Origin of the sequence: Winogradskyella endarachnes, from assembly GCF_009741275.1 — a bacterium.
Classification (GTDB): Bacteria; Bacteroidota; Bacteroidia; order Flavobacteriales; family Flavobacteriaceae; genus Winogradskyella; species Winogradskyella endarachnes.
Genome location: NZ_WOWS01000003.1, coordinates 161369 through 179953, shown reverse-complemented (window position 1 = coordinate 179953; position 18585 = coordinate 161369). Strand labels below are relative to the sequence as shown.

Here is an 18585-nt window from a genome sequence, read left to right as displayed (position 1 = left end):
CCCAAAATTTTATTTTGGGCATTTTTTTCTTCAATTACAATTTAGCAATTAATTTTTTAATCAATACTATCTGTCCTAAATGGTAATAACTATGTTCTAGCATTCCATTTAAATTACGAGTGTATGTTCCGTATTTTTCATCAACAAATTCTTGATTTAAATCCTTATCAGACATATCTTCAATATAAGTAATAAGAACCTGTGTATCTTGCCAAAAACGAGTTAAAAAGGCGTCCCAAGCTTGTTGTGAGTCAATTGGTGGAAAATCAAAACTAAACTTATCTCTTATTTCTAATGTATTATTGATATAAACATTTAGAATCCCTGCAACATAATAATGAATATGCTGTGCTAAAACAGAAATAGAATTTAGAGTATCTATTTTTTTATTGGCTATTTCATAATCTAAATTAACTAATTCATTTTTATAATTAGTATTAGCAATCCATGTACCGTTTAGAAACACTTCTTTAATCCTACTAGCAATTTGTTGTGCCTGTTTCATATATATTTAAAAACTTTTACTTGAGAATTTAAAGATAAAAAAAGACCTCACTTATAACAAAACAATGAGGTCTTAGATTGTGATTAAAGTTAGTCTTAAACTACTTTTAAAAGAAAATTTGTTTTCTTTCCTCTACTTATAATAATATATTTATCGTGTATTAAATCTTCAGAAGATAATATATAATCTTCCTTTACTTTTTCTTTATTTACTGCAACGGCATTTTCTTTTAGTGCTCGTCTTGCATCTCCATTAGAATTTAAGAACTTAGTTTTAGCAGCTAAAGCACCAATCATATCTATTCCTTCTTTAAATTCTGACTCAGATATTTCAGCCTGCTTTACACCTTCAAAAACATCTAGAAATAAAGTTTCTGGTAATTGCTTAATTTCATTTTTAAAATCTTTACTAAACAATATTTTAGAAGCTTTTACTGCATTATCATAATCTTCTCTACTGTGTACAAAAACAGTTACCTCTTCTGCTAAACGTTTCTGCAATGCTCTAAAACCAGGATTTTCGTTATGCTCTGCAATTAAGCTTTCAATAGTTTCTTTATCTAAAAATGTAAAAATCTTAATGTATTTTTCTGCATCTGCATCAGTGGTGTTTAACCAAAACTGGTAAAATTTATAGACACTTGTTTTATCTGGATCTAACCAAACGTTTCCGCCTTCAGATTTTCCAAATTTAGAACCATCTGCTTTGGTAATTAACGGACAAGTCATAGCATAGGCTTTTGCTTGGTCTTCTCCATCATGCATGCGTCTAACTAATTCTGTACCTGTTGTAATATTTCCCCATTGATCACTTCCTCCCATTTGTAATTTACAACCCATGGTTTTGTACAAATAATGAAAATCATAACCTTGTATTAATTGATACGTAAACTCAGTAAAAGACATACCTACACTCCCTTCATCACCACTTAACCGTTTTTTTACAGAATCTTTGGCCATCATGTAATTTACAGTGATACGTTTACCGACATCTCTTGCAAAATCAATAAAACTAAAATCCTTCATCCAGTCGTAGTTATTAACTAAAACTGGTGCATTTTTTTCTGAGGAATTAAAATCCAAAAAACGAGACAATACACCTTTTATACCAGCAACATTATGCGCCAATGCTACTTCGTCTAATAAATTTCTTTCATCACTTTTACCAGAAGGATCACCAATCATCCCTGTTGCTCCACCAACCAGAGCTACTGGTTTATGGCCTGCTCTTTCTAAATGTACTAACAGAATAATTGGCACTAAACTACCAATATGCAAGGAGTCTGAAGTAGGATCAAACCCAATATAAGCTGTGGTCATTTCCTTATCTAATTGCTCTTCTGTTCCTGGCATGATATCATGTACCATTCCTCTCCAACGTAATTCTTCTACAAACTTATTTGCCATTGTTATTTAGTTTCAAATTTTAATGGCACAAAGATAGGTTTCCGCTGCTAAAGACAAAAGACAAATTTCACTCAATTTAGAATCTACTTGTATCACTTATTAACAACATTATTACATCAAATTTAGCTTAAGATTTGTATTTTCGCCTAATGATTTTAGTAACAGGAGGAACAGGTTTGGTTGGCTCGCATTTACTTTTTCAATTATTGAAAAAAAATGACGCTTTACGCGCTATTTATAGAAGTGACGATACTTTAAAAAAAGTTCAAAAAGTGTTTTCTTATTATTCTGAAGACTACGTAACTCTTTTTAACAAAATTGAATGGGTAAAAGCAGACCTCAATAATATACCTCAACTTGAAGCGGCATTTAAAAATATTACGCATGTCTACCATTGTGCTGCATTTGTATCTTTTCAACCTAAAGCGTATAAACTCTTAAGAAAAATTAATATTGAAGGTACGGCCAACATTATTAATCTTTGTATTGCTTTTAACATTACAAAACTATGCTATGTTAGTTCTATTGCAACTATTGGGCATCATACAAATTCTGAAAAATTAATAGACGAGAAAACTGAGTGGAATGCAGAAAATGACAATAGTATTTATGCGATTACAAAATATGGTGCAGAGCTTGAAGTTTGGCGAGGTACGCAAGAAGGTTTAGATACTGTAATTGTAAATCCAGGTATAATTTTAGGTGCTGGTTTCTGGTCTGGTAACAGTAGTGGTAATTTATTTAAAAGAGTTAAAGATGGACTTTCTTATTACACCAATGGTGTAACTGGATTTGTTGATGTTTGGGATGTTGTTAATGTTATGGAGCAATTAATGCAAAGTAAAATAAAAAATGAACGTTTTATTTTAGTATCTCACAACCTCAGTTATAAAGACTTTTTTATAAAAACGGCTAAAGTATTACAAATTAAACCGCCCAAAAAAGAGGCTAAACCTTGGTTAGTAAATAGTATTTGGCGAGTAGATTGGTTAAAATCTAAAGTATTAGGCCAACCTAGAGCCTTAACAAAACAAGCTTCTAATGCTTTACTAAGTGTTAGAAAATATGATGCTTCAAAGTTAGAAAACACCTTAGAATTTAATTTTAAACCCATTGAAAAAACTATTGAGACCGTAAGTAATTTATATCTCAAAGATTTAAACTCTTAATCTTTATTAAAAACAGGTACTTTTTTAATTTCCTTAGTTGGATTTGCACGCTTTTTCTTCTTTACTGAATCCCTTTGTACTTTTTGCGCTTCCTTCTCTGCTTTTCTTTCATCTTCAAACACCTGCTTTTCCTTTTCTAATCGTTCTTTAACACTAGTAACAATTTTCTTGTAATTTTCGGTATTAAAACTGTAATACTTATTACTTTCGGCAAATTGCGCACTGTCTATATTATGTTTTGAAAGAATGTAATCCTGAGGTATAATTCCATTCACTTCTAATGCTTTTCTATTGACACCTTTTGCTGAATTAACAACGTAAACATCGTACAAAAGGTCAGCCATTTGTGATTCTGGTATTAAATTATCAGGCTTATTAGGTTTCTCAATGTTTTCACAAGCTAATGCTAATACACCAATTACTACTAATGCTATAAAATATTTTAACATATTATCTATTAAAGGTTAATCGTTCACCAGCTTTTACATCTAAAACTTTAAAATTATGATAGGCCAACTTACCGTTAACAAAAGTATGCGTTATTCTACTTTTAAAAGTATTGCCTTCAAAAGGTGACCATCCGCATTTATATAAAATATTATTCTTATTAACTGTCCATGGGTTTTGAGGGTCTACAATAACCAAATCTGCATAATAGCCTTCTTTTACATAGCCTCTTTTTTCAACATTAAATAATATTGCTGGATTATGACAAGCCTTTTCAACAAGTTTTTCTACCGAAATTTTACCTTGATGATGTGCTTCAAATAAAGCTACCAAAGCATGCTGAACAAGTGGTCCTCCAGAGGGTGCTTTTGTATAAACATTACTTTTTTCTTCTAAAGTATGTGGAGCATGATCCGTTGCGATTACGTCTATTTTATCCTCTAACAACGCTTTCCATAATTGATTTCTATCTTGCGCTGTTTTCACAGCAGGATTCCACTTAATATGACTACCTTTTTTAGCATAATCCTCATCAGAAAACCATAAATGATGTACACAAACCTCTGCTGTTATTTTTTTATCTTTTAAAGGTGTTTTATTAGAAAACAAATTAGTTTCCTTACCTGTAGAAAGATGAAAAACATGCAATCTCGCTCCTGTTTTCTTTGCTAATTCAATCGCCTTAGATGACGAAATATAACATGCCTCTTCACTTCTAATTATTGGATGCTTTTCTATAGGAATATCATCACCATATTCCTCTTTGTACTTAGCTAAATTTGCTTTTATAGTGGCTTCATCTTCACAATGCACGGAAATGACCATATCTGTACTAGAAAATATTTTTTCAATCACTTTTGGGTCATCTACCAACATATTTCCAGTAGAAGAACCTAAAAATAATTTTAAACCTGCTACAGTTTTTGGATCTACTTTTAAAATTTCATCCAAATTATCATTTGTACCACCAAACATAAATGAATAATTAGCATGAGATGTTTCTGCTGCAATAGCAAATTTCTCTTCTAATTTTTCTACGGTTGTGGTTTGTGGATTGGTATTTGGCATCTCAATAAAGGAGGTAATACCACCTGCCAAAGCTGCTTTAGATTCGGTTTCAATATTAGCTTTATGCGTTAAACCTGGTTCTCTAAAATGTACCTGATCGTCAATCATACCAGGTATTACAAAGCTACCTTCAGCATCTACAACAATTACATCTGCAGACTTTACGCTAATAGATGAATCTATTTGTTTTATAATTTTGTCTTCAATAAGAATATCGCCTTCTACAACCTTACCTTCGTTGACAATTTTTGCGTTTTTTATTAGTGTTTGCCGATTCATATTATTCTATTTAGCAAATAAACTTTTCATTTTTAAATTAATGACACCAAAAATAGCTTCAGAAATAATACTTCCACTCATTTTAGAATGTCCTTTTGTTCTATCCTTAAAGATAACTGGTATTTCAACAATTTTAAAACCTTTTTTATGCGCTTTAAATTTCATTTCTATCTGAAATGCATAACCTATAAATTTAATTTTCTCTAGATTAATAGTTTCTAAGACTTTTCTTTTATAACACACAAAACCTGCTGTAGAATCTTTAACTTTCATACGTGTTATTAACCTTACGTAACGAGAAGCACCATAAGACAATAAAATACGAGACAAAGGCCAATTTACTACAGTAATACCTTTTACATATCTAGATCCTACTGAAATATCAGCACCATCTATTGCACAGGCTTTATATAATTTTTCTAAGTCCATTGGATTATGTGAAAAATCAGCATCCATTTCAAAAACAAATTGATATGATTTTTCTAAAGCCCATTTAAAACCTGCTATATATGCTGTTCCTAATCCACTTTTTTGCTTTCGCTCTAGTAAGAATAACTTATTTTTATATTCTTGTTGAAGCCTTTTAACTAAATCACCTGTTCCATCTGGAGAATTATCATCAACTATTAACACATGAAACTCTTTTTCTTGAGAAAAAACAACTCTAATGATTGATTCTATATTTTCAATCTCGTTATATGTAGGAATTATGACAATTGCGTCTGACATTAAATCACTTTTAATTACGCTTTAAAATACGTTTAGAATTTTAGCAAAAATAGAGTTTTTAATGAACTAACGTTTCAAATTAACGTTTTCTATAGAGACCTTTTTTACTTCTCTCAAATAAATTTACAATCATTGATTTATAGAAAGTGCTATTATTACAAACATATTCACTAGGTAAAAACTGACTTATAATTAAATTGGTTTTGCTCATTAATCTTTATAATTTAGCAACATGCGAAACTATATTACTTACGATTGGTTTACCGTATTTACCATTATTGGGCTATGCGCAATTGCATTGGCTAAAATTTTAAATACCTTAAGGTTTAAAGATTTTATATACGTGCTTGGTAATTCTAAGTATTTAAAAATTTATAGTAAAGACCAAAAGTTTGTTGATCAATTTGATAGTTTTTTATTTATAAACCTCTGTTTATCTTTAAGTATCTTTATATTTTTCTTTTACTCTACGTTTGTAACACCGATAGATTTCGATTTAATTAACTTTCTAAAGCTACTATTTACAGTGTTTAGCCTAATAATAATAAAAACATTAATAGAAAGATTATTAGGAAGCCTTTTTGAAATAGATAGTGTAATAGATGGCTATTTATTTCAGAAAACAACCTTCAAAAATTTATCTGGCATTGTGTTTTTAATAGCCAACCTGTTTCTTTTATACACTACTATTTATACGGATATAACAATCATTATAGCGTTTTCTTTGGTATGTATTATTAATCTCATTGGTTTTTTTAACTCTATTAAAACCTATCAAAAACTAATTAATCCTAATTTTTTCTATTTTTTATTGTATCTTTGCGCTCTCGAAATTGGGCCTTATGTACTTTTATATAAGGTCATTAGAGAGTATAACGGTTAAAAAACACAAGGTTTACGTATGAAAGTGAAAACAATTTTAGTATCACAACCAGAGCCTAAAGTAGAAAACTCTCCGTACTTTGATTTGCAAGAGAAGCAAAAAGTTAAGGTAGACTTTAGACCCTTTATTCATGTTGAAGGCGTTTCTTCTAAAGATATAAGACAGCAAAAAGTTGATCTTAGTAAAATTACAGCCATTATACTTACAAGTAGAAACTCTGTTGATCACTTTTTTAGAGTTGCAGACGAAATGCGCTTTAAAGTACCAGATTCTATGAAATATTTTTGTCAATCTGAGGCTGTTGCTTACTATTTACAAAAATACGTGGTATATAGAAAGCGTAAAATTTATGTAGGGAAACGAACTTTTGCAGATTTAATTCCATTATTTAAAAAGTATAAAGAGGAATCTTTCTTATTACCTACAACAGATAAAGTTAAACCTATTATACCCGAAACTTTAGATGAGTTAGGTGTAAAATGGAAACAAGCAACTTTCTATAAAACAGTAATCAGTGATTTATCTGATTTGTCTGATGTAACCTATGATATTTTGGTATTCTTTAGCCCTTCTGGGATAGAATCTTTATTTCATAATTTCCCAGATTTTAAACAAAATGAAACACGTATTGCTGTCTTTGGTAATACTACAGTAAAAGCTGTGAAGGAAAAAGGATTACGTGTAGACATATCTGCACCTACACCAGAAACACCATCTATGACCATGGCTTTACAGAAATATATTGATTCTGTAAATAAAGGAAAATAGAGATAAACGAATAAGATTAAAACATAAAAAAAGCGATTCTAAGATTAGAATCGCTTTTTTGGTTTTATAACTTATGTTAAAACGCATAACGCTGTGGACCTCCTCTTCTAACTTCTTCTGAAGCATAAGATTCAAACTTTTTAAAGTTTTCTCTAAAAGCGTTAGATAGTTTAAAAGCCATTTTATAATATGCCTCGTCATCATTCCAAGTTGCTCTAGGACTTAATACCTCTGTTGGTACTCCAGGACAAGTTCTAGGTTGTGCAACTCCAAATACCGAATGGATATGATAATCTTCATACGTATAATCTTTTAAAACTCCGCTTAAGGCCGCATTAATCATAGCACGTGTGTACTTTAATTTCATACGTGTACCAACACCATAAGGGCCACCTGTCCACCCTGTATTAACCAACCAAACATTTACACCTGCCTCTAACATTTTTTTACTTAGCATTTCTGCATATTCTGTTGGGTGCAATGGCATAAAAGGAGCTCCAAAACAAGCTGAAAAACTTGGTACTGGTTCTACAACTCCTGCTTCTGTACCTGCCACTTTAGCCGTATATCCAGATATAAAATGATAGGCAGCTTGACTTGGTGTTAATTTAGAAATTGGAGGCAATACACCAAATGCATCTGCTGTTAAGAAAAATATATTCTTGGGATTTTTACCAATAGACGGTTTTTTAATATTTTCTATATGGTGTATTGGATAGCTTACACGCGTATTCTGAGTAATAGATGTATCTGCAAAATCTACATTGCCATTATCATCCATTATTACATTTTCAAGTATTGCACCTTTTTTTATAGCTGCAAAAATCTCGGGTTCTTGTTCTTGAGATAGGTTAATTACTTTAGCGTAACAACCACCTTCAAAATTAAAAACTGTATTTTCTTTAGTCCAACCATGCTCATCATCTCCTATTAAACTTCGATTTGGATCTGTAGAAAGTGTTGTTTTTCCTGTACCAGATAATCCAAAGAAAATAGCCGTATCGCCATCTTTACCTACATTAGCACTACAATGCATTGGCAATGTTTCTTTATAAACAGGAAGAATAAAATTTAAAGCAGAAAAAATACCTTTCTTAATTTCGCCTGTATAACCCGTTCCACCTATCAAAGCAATTTTTCTTGTAAAATCTAAAATGGCAAAGTTGTGTTGACGTGTTCCATCTACTTCTGGATCAGCCATAAACCCTGGAGCGTTAATAACCATCCATTCTGGAGAAAAGTTTTCTAATTCAGATTCCGTTGGGCGCAAAAACATGTTATATGCAAACATATTACTCCAAGGATACTCATTAACGACTCTAATATTTAACTTATAATTTTTATCCGCACAAGCATAACTATCTCTTACATAAAGCTCTTTTTCAGATAGGTAATTTGTTACTTTATGGTAAAGCTTTTCAAACTTATCACTATCAAAAGGAATATTAATATTTCCCCACCAAACCTTATCTTCCGTAATAGCATCTTTTACGATAAATCTATCCATTGGAGAACGACCAGTAAACTCACCAGTATTAACTGCAATTGCACCAGCTGAAGACTCTACACCTTGTCCTTTAGCAATTGTCTCATCATGAAGTTCATTTGAAGATAATTGATAATTAACCTTTGCATTTTTAATTCCATATTGTTCTAACGAAATCGTTTTCGTAAATTGAGTATGGTTTGCCATAATATTATTTGTTATTTAGTTCTGCAAAACTAAAATTTTATTTTGAAACAGCTCGCTTCATGTTCATTAATCCACTTTATTTTTAACAATTCCTATTATCATAACAGTCCAAGCCACAATTAAAAGTAATCCACCAACTGGTGTTATAAATCCAATAGTTTTAAAATCAAAACCAGATAGTGCATTGGTCGCCAAACCATAAATAGATCCAGAGAAAAAGAGTACTCCAAAAACTACTAAATAAAAAATAGTCTTTTTAAATTTTAAATTTACAAAAGAAGTGCCTCCTAAAATTAACAGAAAAAAGGCATGATAGATTTGATATCGCACTCCAGTTTCAAAAGTTTTAATAGCATCAGCATCAATTAATTTAGCTAAGCCATGGGCCGCAAAAGCACCTAAAATAATACTTAAAATTCCAAGTATTGATCCAGTAATTAATAGTCTTTTATTCATAATTAGTATTATTTTGGTCTAAAATACCTTTAGTATTTCTTACATTCGTGTACTACAAAATTAGTTATAATGCGAAAGATTTTAATCATTGGAGCAGGTAAATCCTGTTCTTTTCTTATAAAATATTTACTTGATAAATCAGAATCAGAACAACTACAAATTACCGTTGGTGACCTTAATATAGATAACGCTAAAAAATTGGTTGGTTCGCATCCTAATACCAAAGTAATTCATCTCAATGTTTTTAATAAAGCATCTCGCGTAGAAGCTGTAAAAGATGCAGATATTGTAGTTTCTATGCTACCTGCACGTTTTCATATAGAAGTTGCTAAAGATTGTATTACTTACAAAAAACATATGGTAACTGCCTCGTACGTTAGTGACGAAATGCAAGCTCTAAATGAAGATGCTAAAACCAGTAACCTCATTTTTATGAATGAAATTGGCGTAGACCCAGGTATTGACCACATGAGTGCTATGCAAGTTATTGACAATATTAGAGATAAAGGTGGAAAAATGATTTTGTTTGAATCTTTTACAGGTGGTTTAGTTGCACCAGAAAGTGATAACAATTTATGGAATTATAAATTTACATGGAATCCAAGAAATGTGGTTGTTGCAGGCCAAGGTGGTGCAGCAAAATTTTTACAAGAAAATCAATTTAAGTATATTCCTTATCATAGATTATTTAGAAGAACTGAATTTTTAGATGTAGACCATTACGGTCGTTTTGAAGCCTATGCCAATAGAGATTCTTTAAAATATCAACATGTATATGGTTTAGACCATGTTAAAACACTTTACCGTGGCACCATGAGACGTGTAGGTTTTAGTAGAGCTTGGCACGTCTTTGTACAGCTAGGAATGACTGATGATAGCTACACAATAGATGATAGTATTAACATGAGCTATCGTGATTTTGTGAATTCATTTTTACCCTACAGTCCAACAGATTCCGTTGAACTTAAATTTAGACATGCCTTAAAAATAGACCAAGATGATATTGTTTGGGATAAATTTTTAGAACTCGATATTTTTAATGCTGAAAAAATGGTAGAACTAGACAAAGCGACACCTGCACAAATACTTCAGAAAATTTTAATGGATAGTTGGACGCTTAGCCCAGAAGATAAAGATATGATTGTAATGTATCATAAATTTGGGTATGAACTTAATGGTGAAAAACACCAAATAGATGCTACAATGGTAACACTTGGCAAAGACCAAACCTATACAGCAATGGCTAAAACAGTAGGCTTACCAGTAGCAATAGCGACATTAGCAATTTTAAACGGAAAAATAAAAACACCTGGCGTACAAATACCAATTACCAAAGAAGTGTATACACCAATACTAAAAGAGTTAGAGGATTATGATATTATTTTCAAAGAACATGATGTACCTTATTTAGGTTACAATCCTCTCAATATATAATGCTACACATTATGCTATAAATAATACAAAACACACCATTTTAAAATAAATTGTATATTGCCCTCGCAATTTACTAATAATCAAACTGTTATTAACCCCAAATTAATACCAAATGAAAAACCTACGCTTAACTCAAATCTTTATTTTTTCACTTCTTATGTTATCTTGTAGCTCAGATGATAGTGGAGGTAGTAATGAACCACTAAACGAGAATCCCGGAATTAATGCAACCATTGATGGCGGAACCTACAATAACTACACCTATACGGATGGTATTTATGAAATAACTTACTCTGAAACTAATAGTACAATGAGTATAAATGCAGCAGATACAACTGGAGACCAAATAACACTGTTTTTAAATAGTACAGGAGGTTTTAGTTCTGACACTGTAAAAATTATGGGAGACACAGATTCTAATAACTACAGAACTTATGTTTTAATAAGGCAAGCTAGTACGCAAAAAAGTTATTATTCTACATCAGGAAACGTTACTATTACTGAAAATAGAAATCACCCAACCGAATCAGGAATACGACTAGTTTCTGGAACTTTTGATATTTCTGCAAGCACTACTGATAATAGCGACAGTACAACTTTTATAGGTTCTTTTACAGAATTAGAATACGAAAATTAAAAAATATCGAAAATTTTTGTGTTTTCAATTTGTAATTGAATTCTTATTTTTAACTTTCAATTTGAAAACAAAAGAAGACGCATGAAAGTTAATGATAACGGAATATACATTGATGGTATTGATAAAAAAATACTACGTGCATTAATGGAAGATGCTAGAACACCCATTTTAGAAATTGCACGTCATGTAGGCATTTCTGGTGCTGCCATTCATCAACGTTTAAAGAAGTTAGAAAAATCTGGACTCTTAGCTGGTTCTAAATTTATAATTAACCCAAAGGTCTTAGGTTATACCACAATGGCCTTTGTTGGTGTGTATTTAGATAAAGCTATTAGTAATCCTGAAGCGGTTAAACAATTACAAAAAATACCAGAAGTGATTGAATGTCATTATACCACAGGGAACTGGTCTATTTTTATTAAAATTCTAACCAAGGATAATGAGCATTTAATGCATGTCCTTAATTCTGAAATACAAAGTATAAAAGGGGTTTCTAGAACAGAAACATTTATCTCTTTACAACAGCAAATTAATCGTCAAATTAAGATATAAATTCCTCAGAAAGCAGAAATCTCATCGAAGCTAAAGTAGTTTTAAGGCGCAGGATTTGGAATCTCTGCATGCACAGTATCTATAGCTTTCATAACCTCATCTGATAACGACATATTAATACTATCAATATTTTCTTCTAACTGCTCTATACTTGTTGCACCAATAATATTACTAGTTAAAAAAGGTCTTTCGTTTACAAAAGCTAAAGCCATCTGTGCCAGAGACATATTATTATCTTCTGCAATTTTAAGATAACGTTTTGTCGCTTCAGTAGATTGCTTACTACTATATCTTGAAAAACGAGGAAATAAATTCAACCTTGCATTTTCAGCATCAATTCCTTTTACATATTTACCAGACAAAACACCAAATGCCATTGGCGAATACGCTAACAGACCAACATTTTCTCTATAAGCTACCTCTGCCAAATCACCTTCAAACACTCTATTAATTAATGAATATGCATTTTGAATGGTAATCATTTTTGGTAAATTGTGCTTTTTAGATTCTTCTAAATAGCGCATTGTTCCCCAAGCTTTTTCATTAGAAATACCAACTTGTCTTATTTTTCCTGATTTGATAATTTCATCTAAATTGAAAAGAATTTCATTAAAATTATCTTCCCATTTGTCTGCTGTATTATGCTTATAATCTCTAACGCCAAAGTAATTAGTATCACGTTCTGGCCAATGCAACTGGTAAAGGTCTATATAATCTGTTTGCAAACGTTTTAAGCTATTATTTACAGCTTCATTTAATGCTTCTTTACTAAAACCATTAGTTCTAATATGAGCAGTATAATCACCTGTTCCTGCAATTTTAGATGCTAAAACTACCTTATCTCTATGTCCTGTTTTAGCAAACCAATTACCAATAATACGTTCAGTTTCACCGTAAGTTTCTTTTGTGGCAGGTACAGGATATAATTCTGCACAATCAAAGAAATTTACACCTTTATCTAATGCAAAATCCATTTGGGCAAAACCTTCATTTTGGGTGTTTTGGTTTCCCCAAGTCATAGTACCAAGGCATATTTTACTAACTTTTATATCTGTATTTGGTAATTTAGTATACTTCATAGCGTTTAAAATAAATTGGAAATCTTTTAATTTAAATTCACAAAGATTGCTGCATAGCAACAACAACTAGCAATGATGATTTTGATTAAATCTCATTCAACAACTTAGAAATCTCATCTAATTTAGGGGTTAAAATCACCTCAATTCTTCTATTCTTTGCTTTTCCTGCAGTTGTTTCGTTTGATGCAATTGGTGCAAATTCACCTCGACCTGCTGCTGTTAAATTTTCAGGATTAATAGCTTCATTTTCTCTAAGGATATTTACAATTGCTGTAGCGCGCTTTGCAGACAAATCCCAGTTTCCACTTAATTGCTCGTTCCCTTTATACGGTACATTGTCTGTATGACCTTCAATTAACACTGAAATTTCTGGGTTTTCAGCCAATACGTTTCCTAATTGCTTTACAGCTTGCTTTCCTTGAGCACCAACATACCAGCTCCCAGACTCAAACAATAACTTATTTTCCATAGAAATGTAAACCTTTCCGTTACGTTGTTCTACAGTTAATCCTTTACCTTCAAAATTAGTTAATGCTTTAGAAATAGCGTCCTTTAAATTATTCATCGCAGCATCCTTTGATGCAATTACATTTTCTAATTCTGCTACACGTTGCGAACGGCTTTCTAATTCTTTCTTTAACGTATTTAGTCGTTCGTTTTCCATTGCAAGCGCTTGCTCTTTAGCTTCTAATTGAGCTAAAAGCTCTCTGTTTTTTTGAGAATTTTTAGCAATAGAAGCAGAACTATTTTCTTCTAGAGCTTTATAAGACGCTTTTAAGGTTTCAAGATTTGTTTTTGCAGCTGCATAATCTGCTTGCAATTTATCTCTTTCGGAAATAGCAGATTCATAAGCAGATTGTAATTCATTTAAGTCATTAGAAACCTTCGTTTTTTCTTTTTCTAATTCTGCCATCTCATCTGTAAGCGTTCTATTTTCCTTTTTTAAATCCGCATATTTATCTTCAAGGTCTGTATAAATTTGCTTAGATACACAAGATGAAAACAATGTGATGGTTAATGCTAGTATTGAAATTCTTTTGATCATAATTCGTTATTAATTTGTTTGTACTGAACGCTGTGCAGCATGTATTATTTACTTATAAAATATGGCAAACTAGACGTCTAATTCTAATAAAATCGGACAATGGTCACTATGTACCGCTTCTGTTAATATAACACTACGCTTAATTTTTTCTTGTAAAGGCGAACTTACCATAGCATAATCTAAGCGCCAACCTTTATTATTAGCTCTAGAGTTTGCTCTGTAACTCCACCAAGAATATTCCTGACGTTCTGGGTGCAAGTATCTAAAACTATCGGTAAATCCGCTGTCTATAAAATTACCCAACCACTCACGTTCTTCTGGTAAAAACCCAGAAACGCCTTTCATCTTTGGGTTGTGGATATCTATTTCCTCATGGCAAATATTATAATCACCACAAACTACTAAATTTGGTTTTTCCTTTTGCAATTCGTTCAAATAGTCATGAATTAAATCCATATATTCAAACTTATGAGATAATCTTGCTGCATTAGTACCAGATGGTAAATACATACTCATTATAGATACCTCATTGTAATCTACACGTATATTTCTACCCTCGTAATCCATAGACTCAATCCCTGTGCCAAATTCTATATGATTTGGCTTTGTTTTACATAAAACTGCAACACCACTGTAACCTTTTTTCTGTGCACTAAACCAATAATTGTACTCATAACCAGCTTCTGTAAATAAGCTTAGGTCTAATTGTTCTTCCATGGCTTTAATTTCTTGTAAACATACCACATCTGCATCTGTTGCTACTAACCATTCTATAAACCCTTTTTTTAAAGCTGCTCTAATTCCGTTAACGTTGTAAGAAACTATTTTCATACCCATTTTCTACCTTAGTAGAAATCTCTTTTTAATTTAAACAATCCGTGAAATGCTAAATTAAATAATACTGTACTTTTACCCTATAAATTTATACTGCTTTTAACGATAAAATAATTTAAGTATTCCGCAGTTATTACACTACATGAAGAATTCGTTACTTTTTATATTACTTATCATTTCTTTTTTGGGTTTTTCTCAAGAACAAGAAGGCAACTATAGAGTTAAAAAAGTAGCGGTTACAGATTCAATTAAGATAGATTCTATAAGCATTAACCCATCGAGATTTAAAGTAAAAACTAATAAAATTATAGATTCAACTTTATATACAGTTAATTTTACAACAGCAATTTTACGTTTTAAACAACCTACAGAAATTGACACTATTCAAATTGAATATCTGCGGTATCCACTTTTTCTTACTAAAGTGTATAAACAGTTAGATAAAAGTATTATTGTTAATCGTTCGTCTCAATCTCAGCCACTTTATCAACTTAAAAACACCACTAAAAACAATACGTATACACCTTTTGATGGGTTAACAACGTCCGGAAGCATATCTAGAGGAATTACCATAGGTAATAATCAAAACTCGGTTTTAAATAGTGAGTTAGACTTACAAATCTCTGGTAAATTAAGTGATAAAGTTTCACTGAGAGCTTCTATTCAAGATGCAAATATACCCTTGCAAGAAAATGGCTACTCACAACGCTTAGATGAGTTTGACCAAGTTTTTATTGAACTATTTAGTGAGGATTGGAACATTAGAGCAGGTGATATAGATTTAGTAGACACCAACAGTTATTTTGCCAATTTCTCTAAGCGTGTACAAGGGTTATTGGTTAACGCTAAATTAAGTGACAAGACCTCAGTTTATGCTTCTGGTGCTTTGGTGAGAGGACAATTTACAACTACACAATTTACAGCACAAGAAGGTAACCAAGGGCCTTATAAGCTTAGTGGTTCTAATGATGAGTTATATGTTCTTGTTGTCTCTGGTAGCGAAACCGTTTACGTTAATGGTTTGCCTTTAGAGCGTGGCGAAAACAACGATTATATAATAGATTATAATGCAGGAGAAATTATTTTTAATTCTACATTTCCTATAACTTCAGAAATGCGGATAACGGTAGATTACCAGTTTAGCGAACGTAATTACTCTAGGTTTACAGTTTATGGAGGTGCAAATTATACAGCCGAAAAATTAAAATTAAATGTTTCTGTATATTCTGAAAGCGATGCTAAAAACCAACCCTTACAACAGAATCTCTCCACAGAACAAACACAAATTTTAGCTGCCGCAGGTGATGATGTAGATTTAATGATTGCACCTTCTGCCACTGCAACCACATATTCTGAAAACAGAATTCTTTACAAAAAAGAACTAGTTGGTACTGAAGAAATCTACGTGTTTTCTACAAACGAAGAAGACGAACTTTACAGCGTAAGTTTTACATTAGTTGGGGACAATGAGGGGAATTACATATTAAGTAATAGTGATGCCATTGATAACATCTACCAATATATAGCACCAGTTTCTGGAGTTCCGCAAGGAAATTACGAACCTATAACGCAACTTATAGCACCAGAACGCTTACAAATGGCTGTGATTAATGGTGCCTATAAACCTTCTAAAAAAACAGATGTCTTTTTTGAATTTGCAGGCAGTAAAAAAGATGAAAATCTATTTTCAAATATAGACGACGCTAATAATGACGGTTATGCGGCTAAATTCACCTTAAAACAAAATCTAAAACAATCTGATAGCCTATGGAACTTATCTGCAACCGTTGATGCCGATTATATTCAGAAAAACTTCAACTCTATACAACGTCTATATAGAGCAGAATTTAACAGAGATTGGAATCTCGACACCACGGAAAGTAGTGATGAAACAGATTATGGCAATCAATTATTATTTACATCTGGTTTACGCTTATCGCATTCTAAAAAAGGTGTTGCTTCTTATAATTTTGAGCATCTAAATTATTCTGAAAACTTCAACGGAAACAGACATAGTATTGCTACGGATTTAAATATGGGTGATTTTACCATATATTCTAATTCTAGTTATTTAAATAATCAAAGTACCATAAATCGGTCTACTTTTTTAAGGTCTTTTAATCGTTTAGTATATGGAAAAAACAATAAATGGATAGGTTTAAAATATAGCACAGAAAAAAATGAACAACGAGCAATTACTAGTGATAGTCTTACAGCACTAAGTCAGAAATTCAATGCTTACGAAGCTTTTGTTGGCATAGGAGATAGCACTAAAGTTTATGCAGAAATAGGCTATATAAACCGTGTTAATGATAGTTTAAGAAACAATAGTCTGCAACGAGTTAACCATTCTAATACATACTATTTAAAATCGAGATTAATTCAGAATAAAAATACAACGCTTCAGTTGTATGCCAATTATAGAGATTTAAAATACGATGATAATAGCCAAGAAGACGAGCAAAGTTTAAATAGCAGATTAATTTACAACCAGAAATTATTTAAAAACCTCATCATAGCTAATACTAATTTTGAAACCAATTCTGGTACCACAGCACAGCAAGATTTTACTTATGTTGAAGTAGAATCAGGACAAGGTGCTTACACGTGGATTGACTATAATGACAATAGCATACAAGAACTAAATGAGTTTGAAATTGCTCAATTTACAGACCAAGGCAATTACATTAGAGTATTATTACCCAACCAAGTTTATGTACAAACACATCAAAATAGTTTTGGACAAACCCTTACCATTAATCCGCAATCTTGGAGTGTTTCAAAAAGTAAAACGAAAGTATTTTGGTCGCATTTTTACAATCAAACTTCTTTTATTGTAGATAGTAAAAAATTTAAAACCGATAATTCTTTTAACCTTAATCCGTTTGAAGCTTTAAAAGATGATATTGATACTGAAGACTACGTTTCACTTAATTATAGCATAAGAAATGTATTATTTTTTAATAGAGGAAAACAACGATATACCACATCTTACACTTATTTAAGTAATAAAAGTAGAAATTTACTCTCAATAGGTTTACAACAAAATGAAACTAACAGCCATCAGCTTAATTTTATACACAAATTCAACACAAATTGGTTATTTAATACGTTAGCTAACGTGGGAACAGAAGAAAGCCGAAGCGAAAATTATACCACCAGAAATTATACTTTAGACAATTATCAATTTAAACCCAAATTGAGCTATTTATTTAGTGAAAATGCTCAATTTGATATTTTTTATCAATATACCTCAAAAGAAAATACATTAGAAAGTTTTGAAACCTTAGCACAGAATAATTATGGCTTCTCTTTTACCTATAACAACGCACAAAAAATTGGGCTAACAGGCGAATTCAACTTATTTGAAAATGAATTTGAAGGCGATACTAACACACCTGTTGGTTACCAAATGTTAGAAGGTTTACAAGCTGGTAAAAATTATACTTGGAGTTTATTAGCTCAGAAAAAACTAACCAAATATTTAGATTTAAATTTAACTTACTTCGGAAGAAAATCTGAAACTTCTAAAACCATTCATACAGGAACGGTTCAGTTGAAGGCTTATTTCTAATCTATGTAACCTTTATCACTTATTGTT

At 31.5% G+C, this 18585-nt stretch carries 17 protein-coding genes; 7 read left to right on the top strand and 10 right to left on the bottom strand.

The window, feature by feature from the left end; genetic code table 11:
* Nucleotides 1-34: 34 nt before the first annotated feature.
* Both GN138_RS09130 and tyrS read right to left on the bottom strand, forming a co-directional pair.
* Nucleotides 35-505 (bottom strand): DUF1572 family protein, encoded by a 471-nt coding sequence (locus GN138_RS09130; RefSeq protein ID WP_157363500.1) that lies wholly within the window; start codon nt 503-505, stop codon nt 35-37.
* A 95-nt stretch (nt 506-600) separates the two neighbouring features.
* Nucleotides 601-1911, bottom strand: a complete 1311-nt coding sequence (tyrS, locus tag GN138_RS09125) for a tyrosine--tRNA ligase (RefSeq protein WP_157363499.1) — start codon at nt 1909-1911, stop codon at nt 601-603.
* A gap of 149 nt (nt 1912-2060) precedes the next feature.
* On the opposite strand from tyrS, the gene GN138_RS09120 reads away from it, so the two are divergent.
* Entirely contained in the window at nt 2061-3080 is a 1020-nt protein-coding gene (locus GN138_RS09120; protein ID WP_157363498.1) for an NAD-dependent epimerase/dehydratase family protein, read from the top strand.
* On the opposite strand, the gene GN138_RS09115 is transcribed toward GN138_RS09120, so the two are convergent.
* Genes GN138_RS09115 through GN138_RS09105 form a run of 3 tightly spaced genes read right to left on the bottom strand, consistent with a single transcriptional unit; the run spans nt 3077 to nt 5603 of the window.
* Nucleotides 3077-3529, bottom strand: a complete 453-nt coding sequence (locus GN138_RS09115; RefSeq protein WP_157363497.1) for a DUF4296 domain-containing protein — start codon at nt 3527-3529, stop codon at nt 3077-3079. The genes GN138_RS09120 and GN138_RS09115 overlap by 4 nt on opposite strands.
* 1 nt (nt 3530) lies before the next feature.
* Nucleotides 3531-4874 carry a dihydroorotase gene (locus tag GN138_RS09110; protein ID WP_157363496.1) on the bottom strand — a complete coding sequence of 448 codons (1344 nt, stop codon included), beginning with the start codon at nt 4872-4874 and terminating at the stop codon, nt 3531-3533.
* A gap of 6 nt (nt 4875-4880) precedes the next feature.
* Entirely contained in the window at nt 4881-5603 is a 723-nt protein-coding gene (locus GN138_RS09105) for a polyprenol monophosphomannose synthase (protein ID WP_157363495.1), read from the bottom strand.
* A gap of 232 nt (nt 5604-5835) precedes the next feature.
* Here GN138_RS09105 and GN138_RS09100 point away from each other — a divergent pair, with 232 nt between their 5' ends.
* On the top strand, nt 5836-6486 hold the full coding sequence (locus tag GN138_RS09100) for a DUF4271 domain-containing protein (protein WP_157363494.1): 651 nt from the start codon (nt 5836-5838) through the stop codon (nt 6484-6486).
* An 18-nt stretch (nt 6487-6504) separates the two neighbouring features.
* Nucleotides 6505-7254 (top strand): uroporphyrinogen-III synthase, encoded by a 750-nt coding sequence (locus GN138_RS09095; RefSeq protein ID WP_157363493.1) that lies wholly within the window; start codon nt 6505-6507, stop codon nt 7252-7254.
* Between the two features lie 76 nt (nt 7255-7330).
* On the opposite strand, the gene pckA is transcribed toward GN138_RS09095, so the two are convergent.
* Together pckA and GN138_RS09085 are read right to left on the bottom strand one after the other, a co-directional pair.
* Complete coding sequence (gene pckA / locus GN138_RS09090) at nt 7331-8947, bottom strand: phosphoenolpyruvate carboxykinase (ATP) (protein ID WP_157363492.1); 1617 nt, start codon at nt 8945-8947, stop codon at nt 7331-7333.
* A gap of 66 nt (nt 8948-9013) precedes the next feature.
* Nucleotides 9014-9403, bottom strand: a complete 390-nt coding sequence (locus GN138_RS09085; protein WP_157363491.1) for a DUF423 domain-containing protein — start codon at nt 9401-9403, stop codon at nt 9014-9016.
* A gap of 69 nt (nt 9404-9472) precedes the next feature.
* On the opposite strand from GN138_RS09085, the gene GN138_RS09080 reads away from it, so the two are divergent.
* The 3 genes from GN138_RS09080 to GN138_RS09070 all read left to right on the top strand — a co-directional run bounded on the left by GN138_RS09080 (nt 9473) and on the right by GN138_RS09070 (nt 12026).
* Nucleotides 9473-10837, top strand: coding sequence for a saccharopine dehydrogenase family protein (locus GN138_RS09080; protein ID WP_157363490.1), 1365 nt, complete (start codon nt 9473-9475; stop codon nt 10835-10837).
* A gap of 112 nt (nt 10838-10949) precedes the next feature.
* A complete protein-coding gene (locus GN138_RS09075) occupies nt 10950-11474 on the top strand; it encodes a hypothetical protein (protein ID WP_157363489.1) in 525 nt (174 codons plus the stop codon).
* An 81-nt stretch (nt 11475-11555) separates the two neighbouring features.
* On the top strand, nt 11556-12026 hold the full coding sequence (locus tag GN138_RS09070) for an Lrp/AsnC ligand binding domain-containing protein (protein WP_157363488.1): 471 nt from the start codon (nt 11556-11558) through the stop codon (nt 12024-12026).
* Nucleotides 12027-12067: 41 nt separating this feature from the next.
* Here the strand turns inward: GN138_RS09070 and GN138_RS09065 are convergent, their stop codons facing one another.
* From GN138_RS09065 to GN138_RS09055, 3 genes are all read right to left on the bottom strand, one after another.
* The gene (locus tag GN138_RS09065; protein ID WP_157363487.1) at nt 12068-13105 is read right to left on the bottom strand and encodes an aldo/keto reductase; all 1038 of its coding nucleotides are present in this window, start codon (nt 13103-13105) and stop codon (nt 12068-12070) included.
* Between the two features lie 85 nt (nt 13106-13190).
* Nucleotides 13191-14150 carry an OmpA/MotB family protein gene (locus tag GN138_RS09060; protein ID WP_157363486.1) on the bottom strand — a complete coding sequence of 320 codons (960 nt, stop codon included), beginning with the start codon at nt 14148-14150 and terminating at the stop codon, nt 13191-13193.
* 69 nt (nt 14151-14219) lie between these two features.
* Entirely contained in the window at nt 14220-14981 is a 762-nt protein-coding gene (locus GN138_RS09055) for an exodeoxyribonuclease III (RefSeq protein WP_157363485.1), read from the bottom strand.
* Between the two features lie 145 nt (nt 14982-15126).
* Between GN138_RS09055 and GN138_RS09050 the strand changes: the two genes are divergently transcribed.
* Nucleotides 15127-18558 (top strand): hypothetical protein, encoded by a 3432-nt coding sequence (locus GN138_RS09050; RefSeq protein WP_157363484.1) that lies wholly within the window; start codon nt 15127-15129, stop codon nt 18556-18558.
* Nucleotides 18559-18585: the final 27 nt, after the last annotated feature.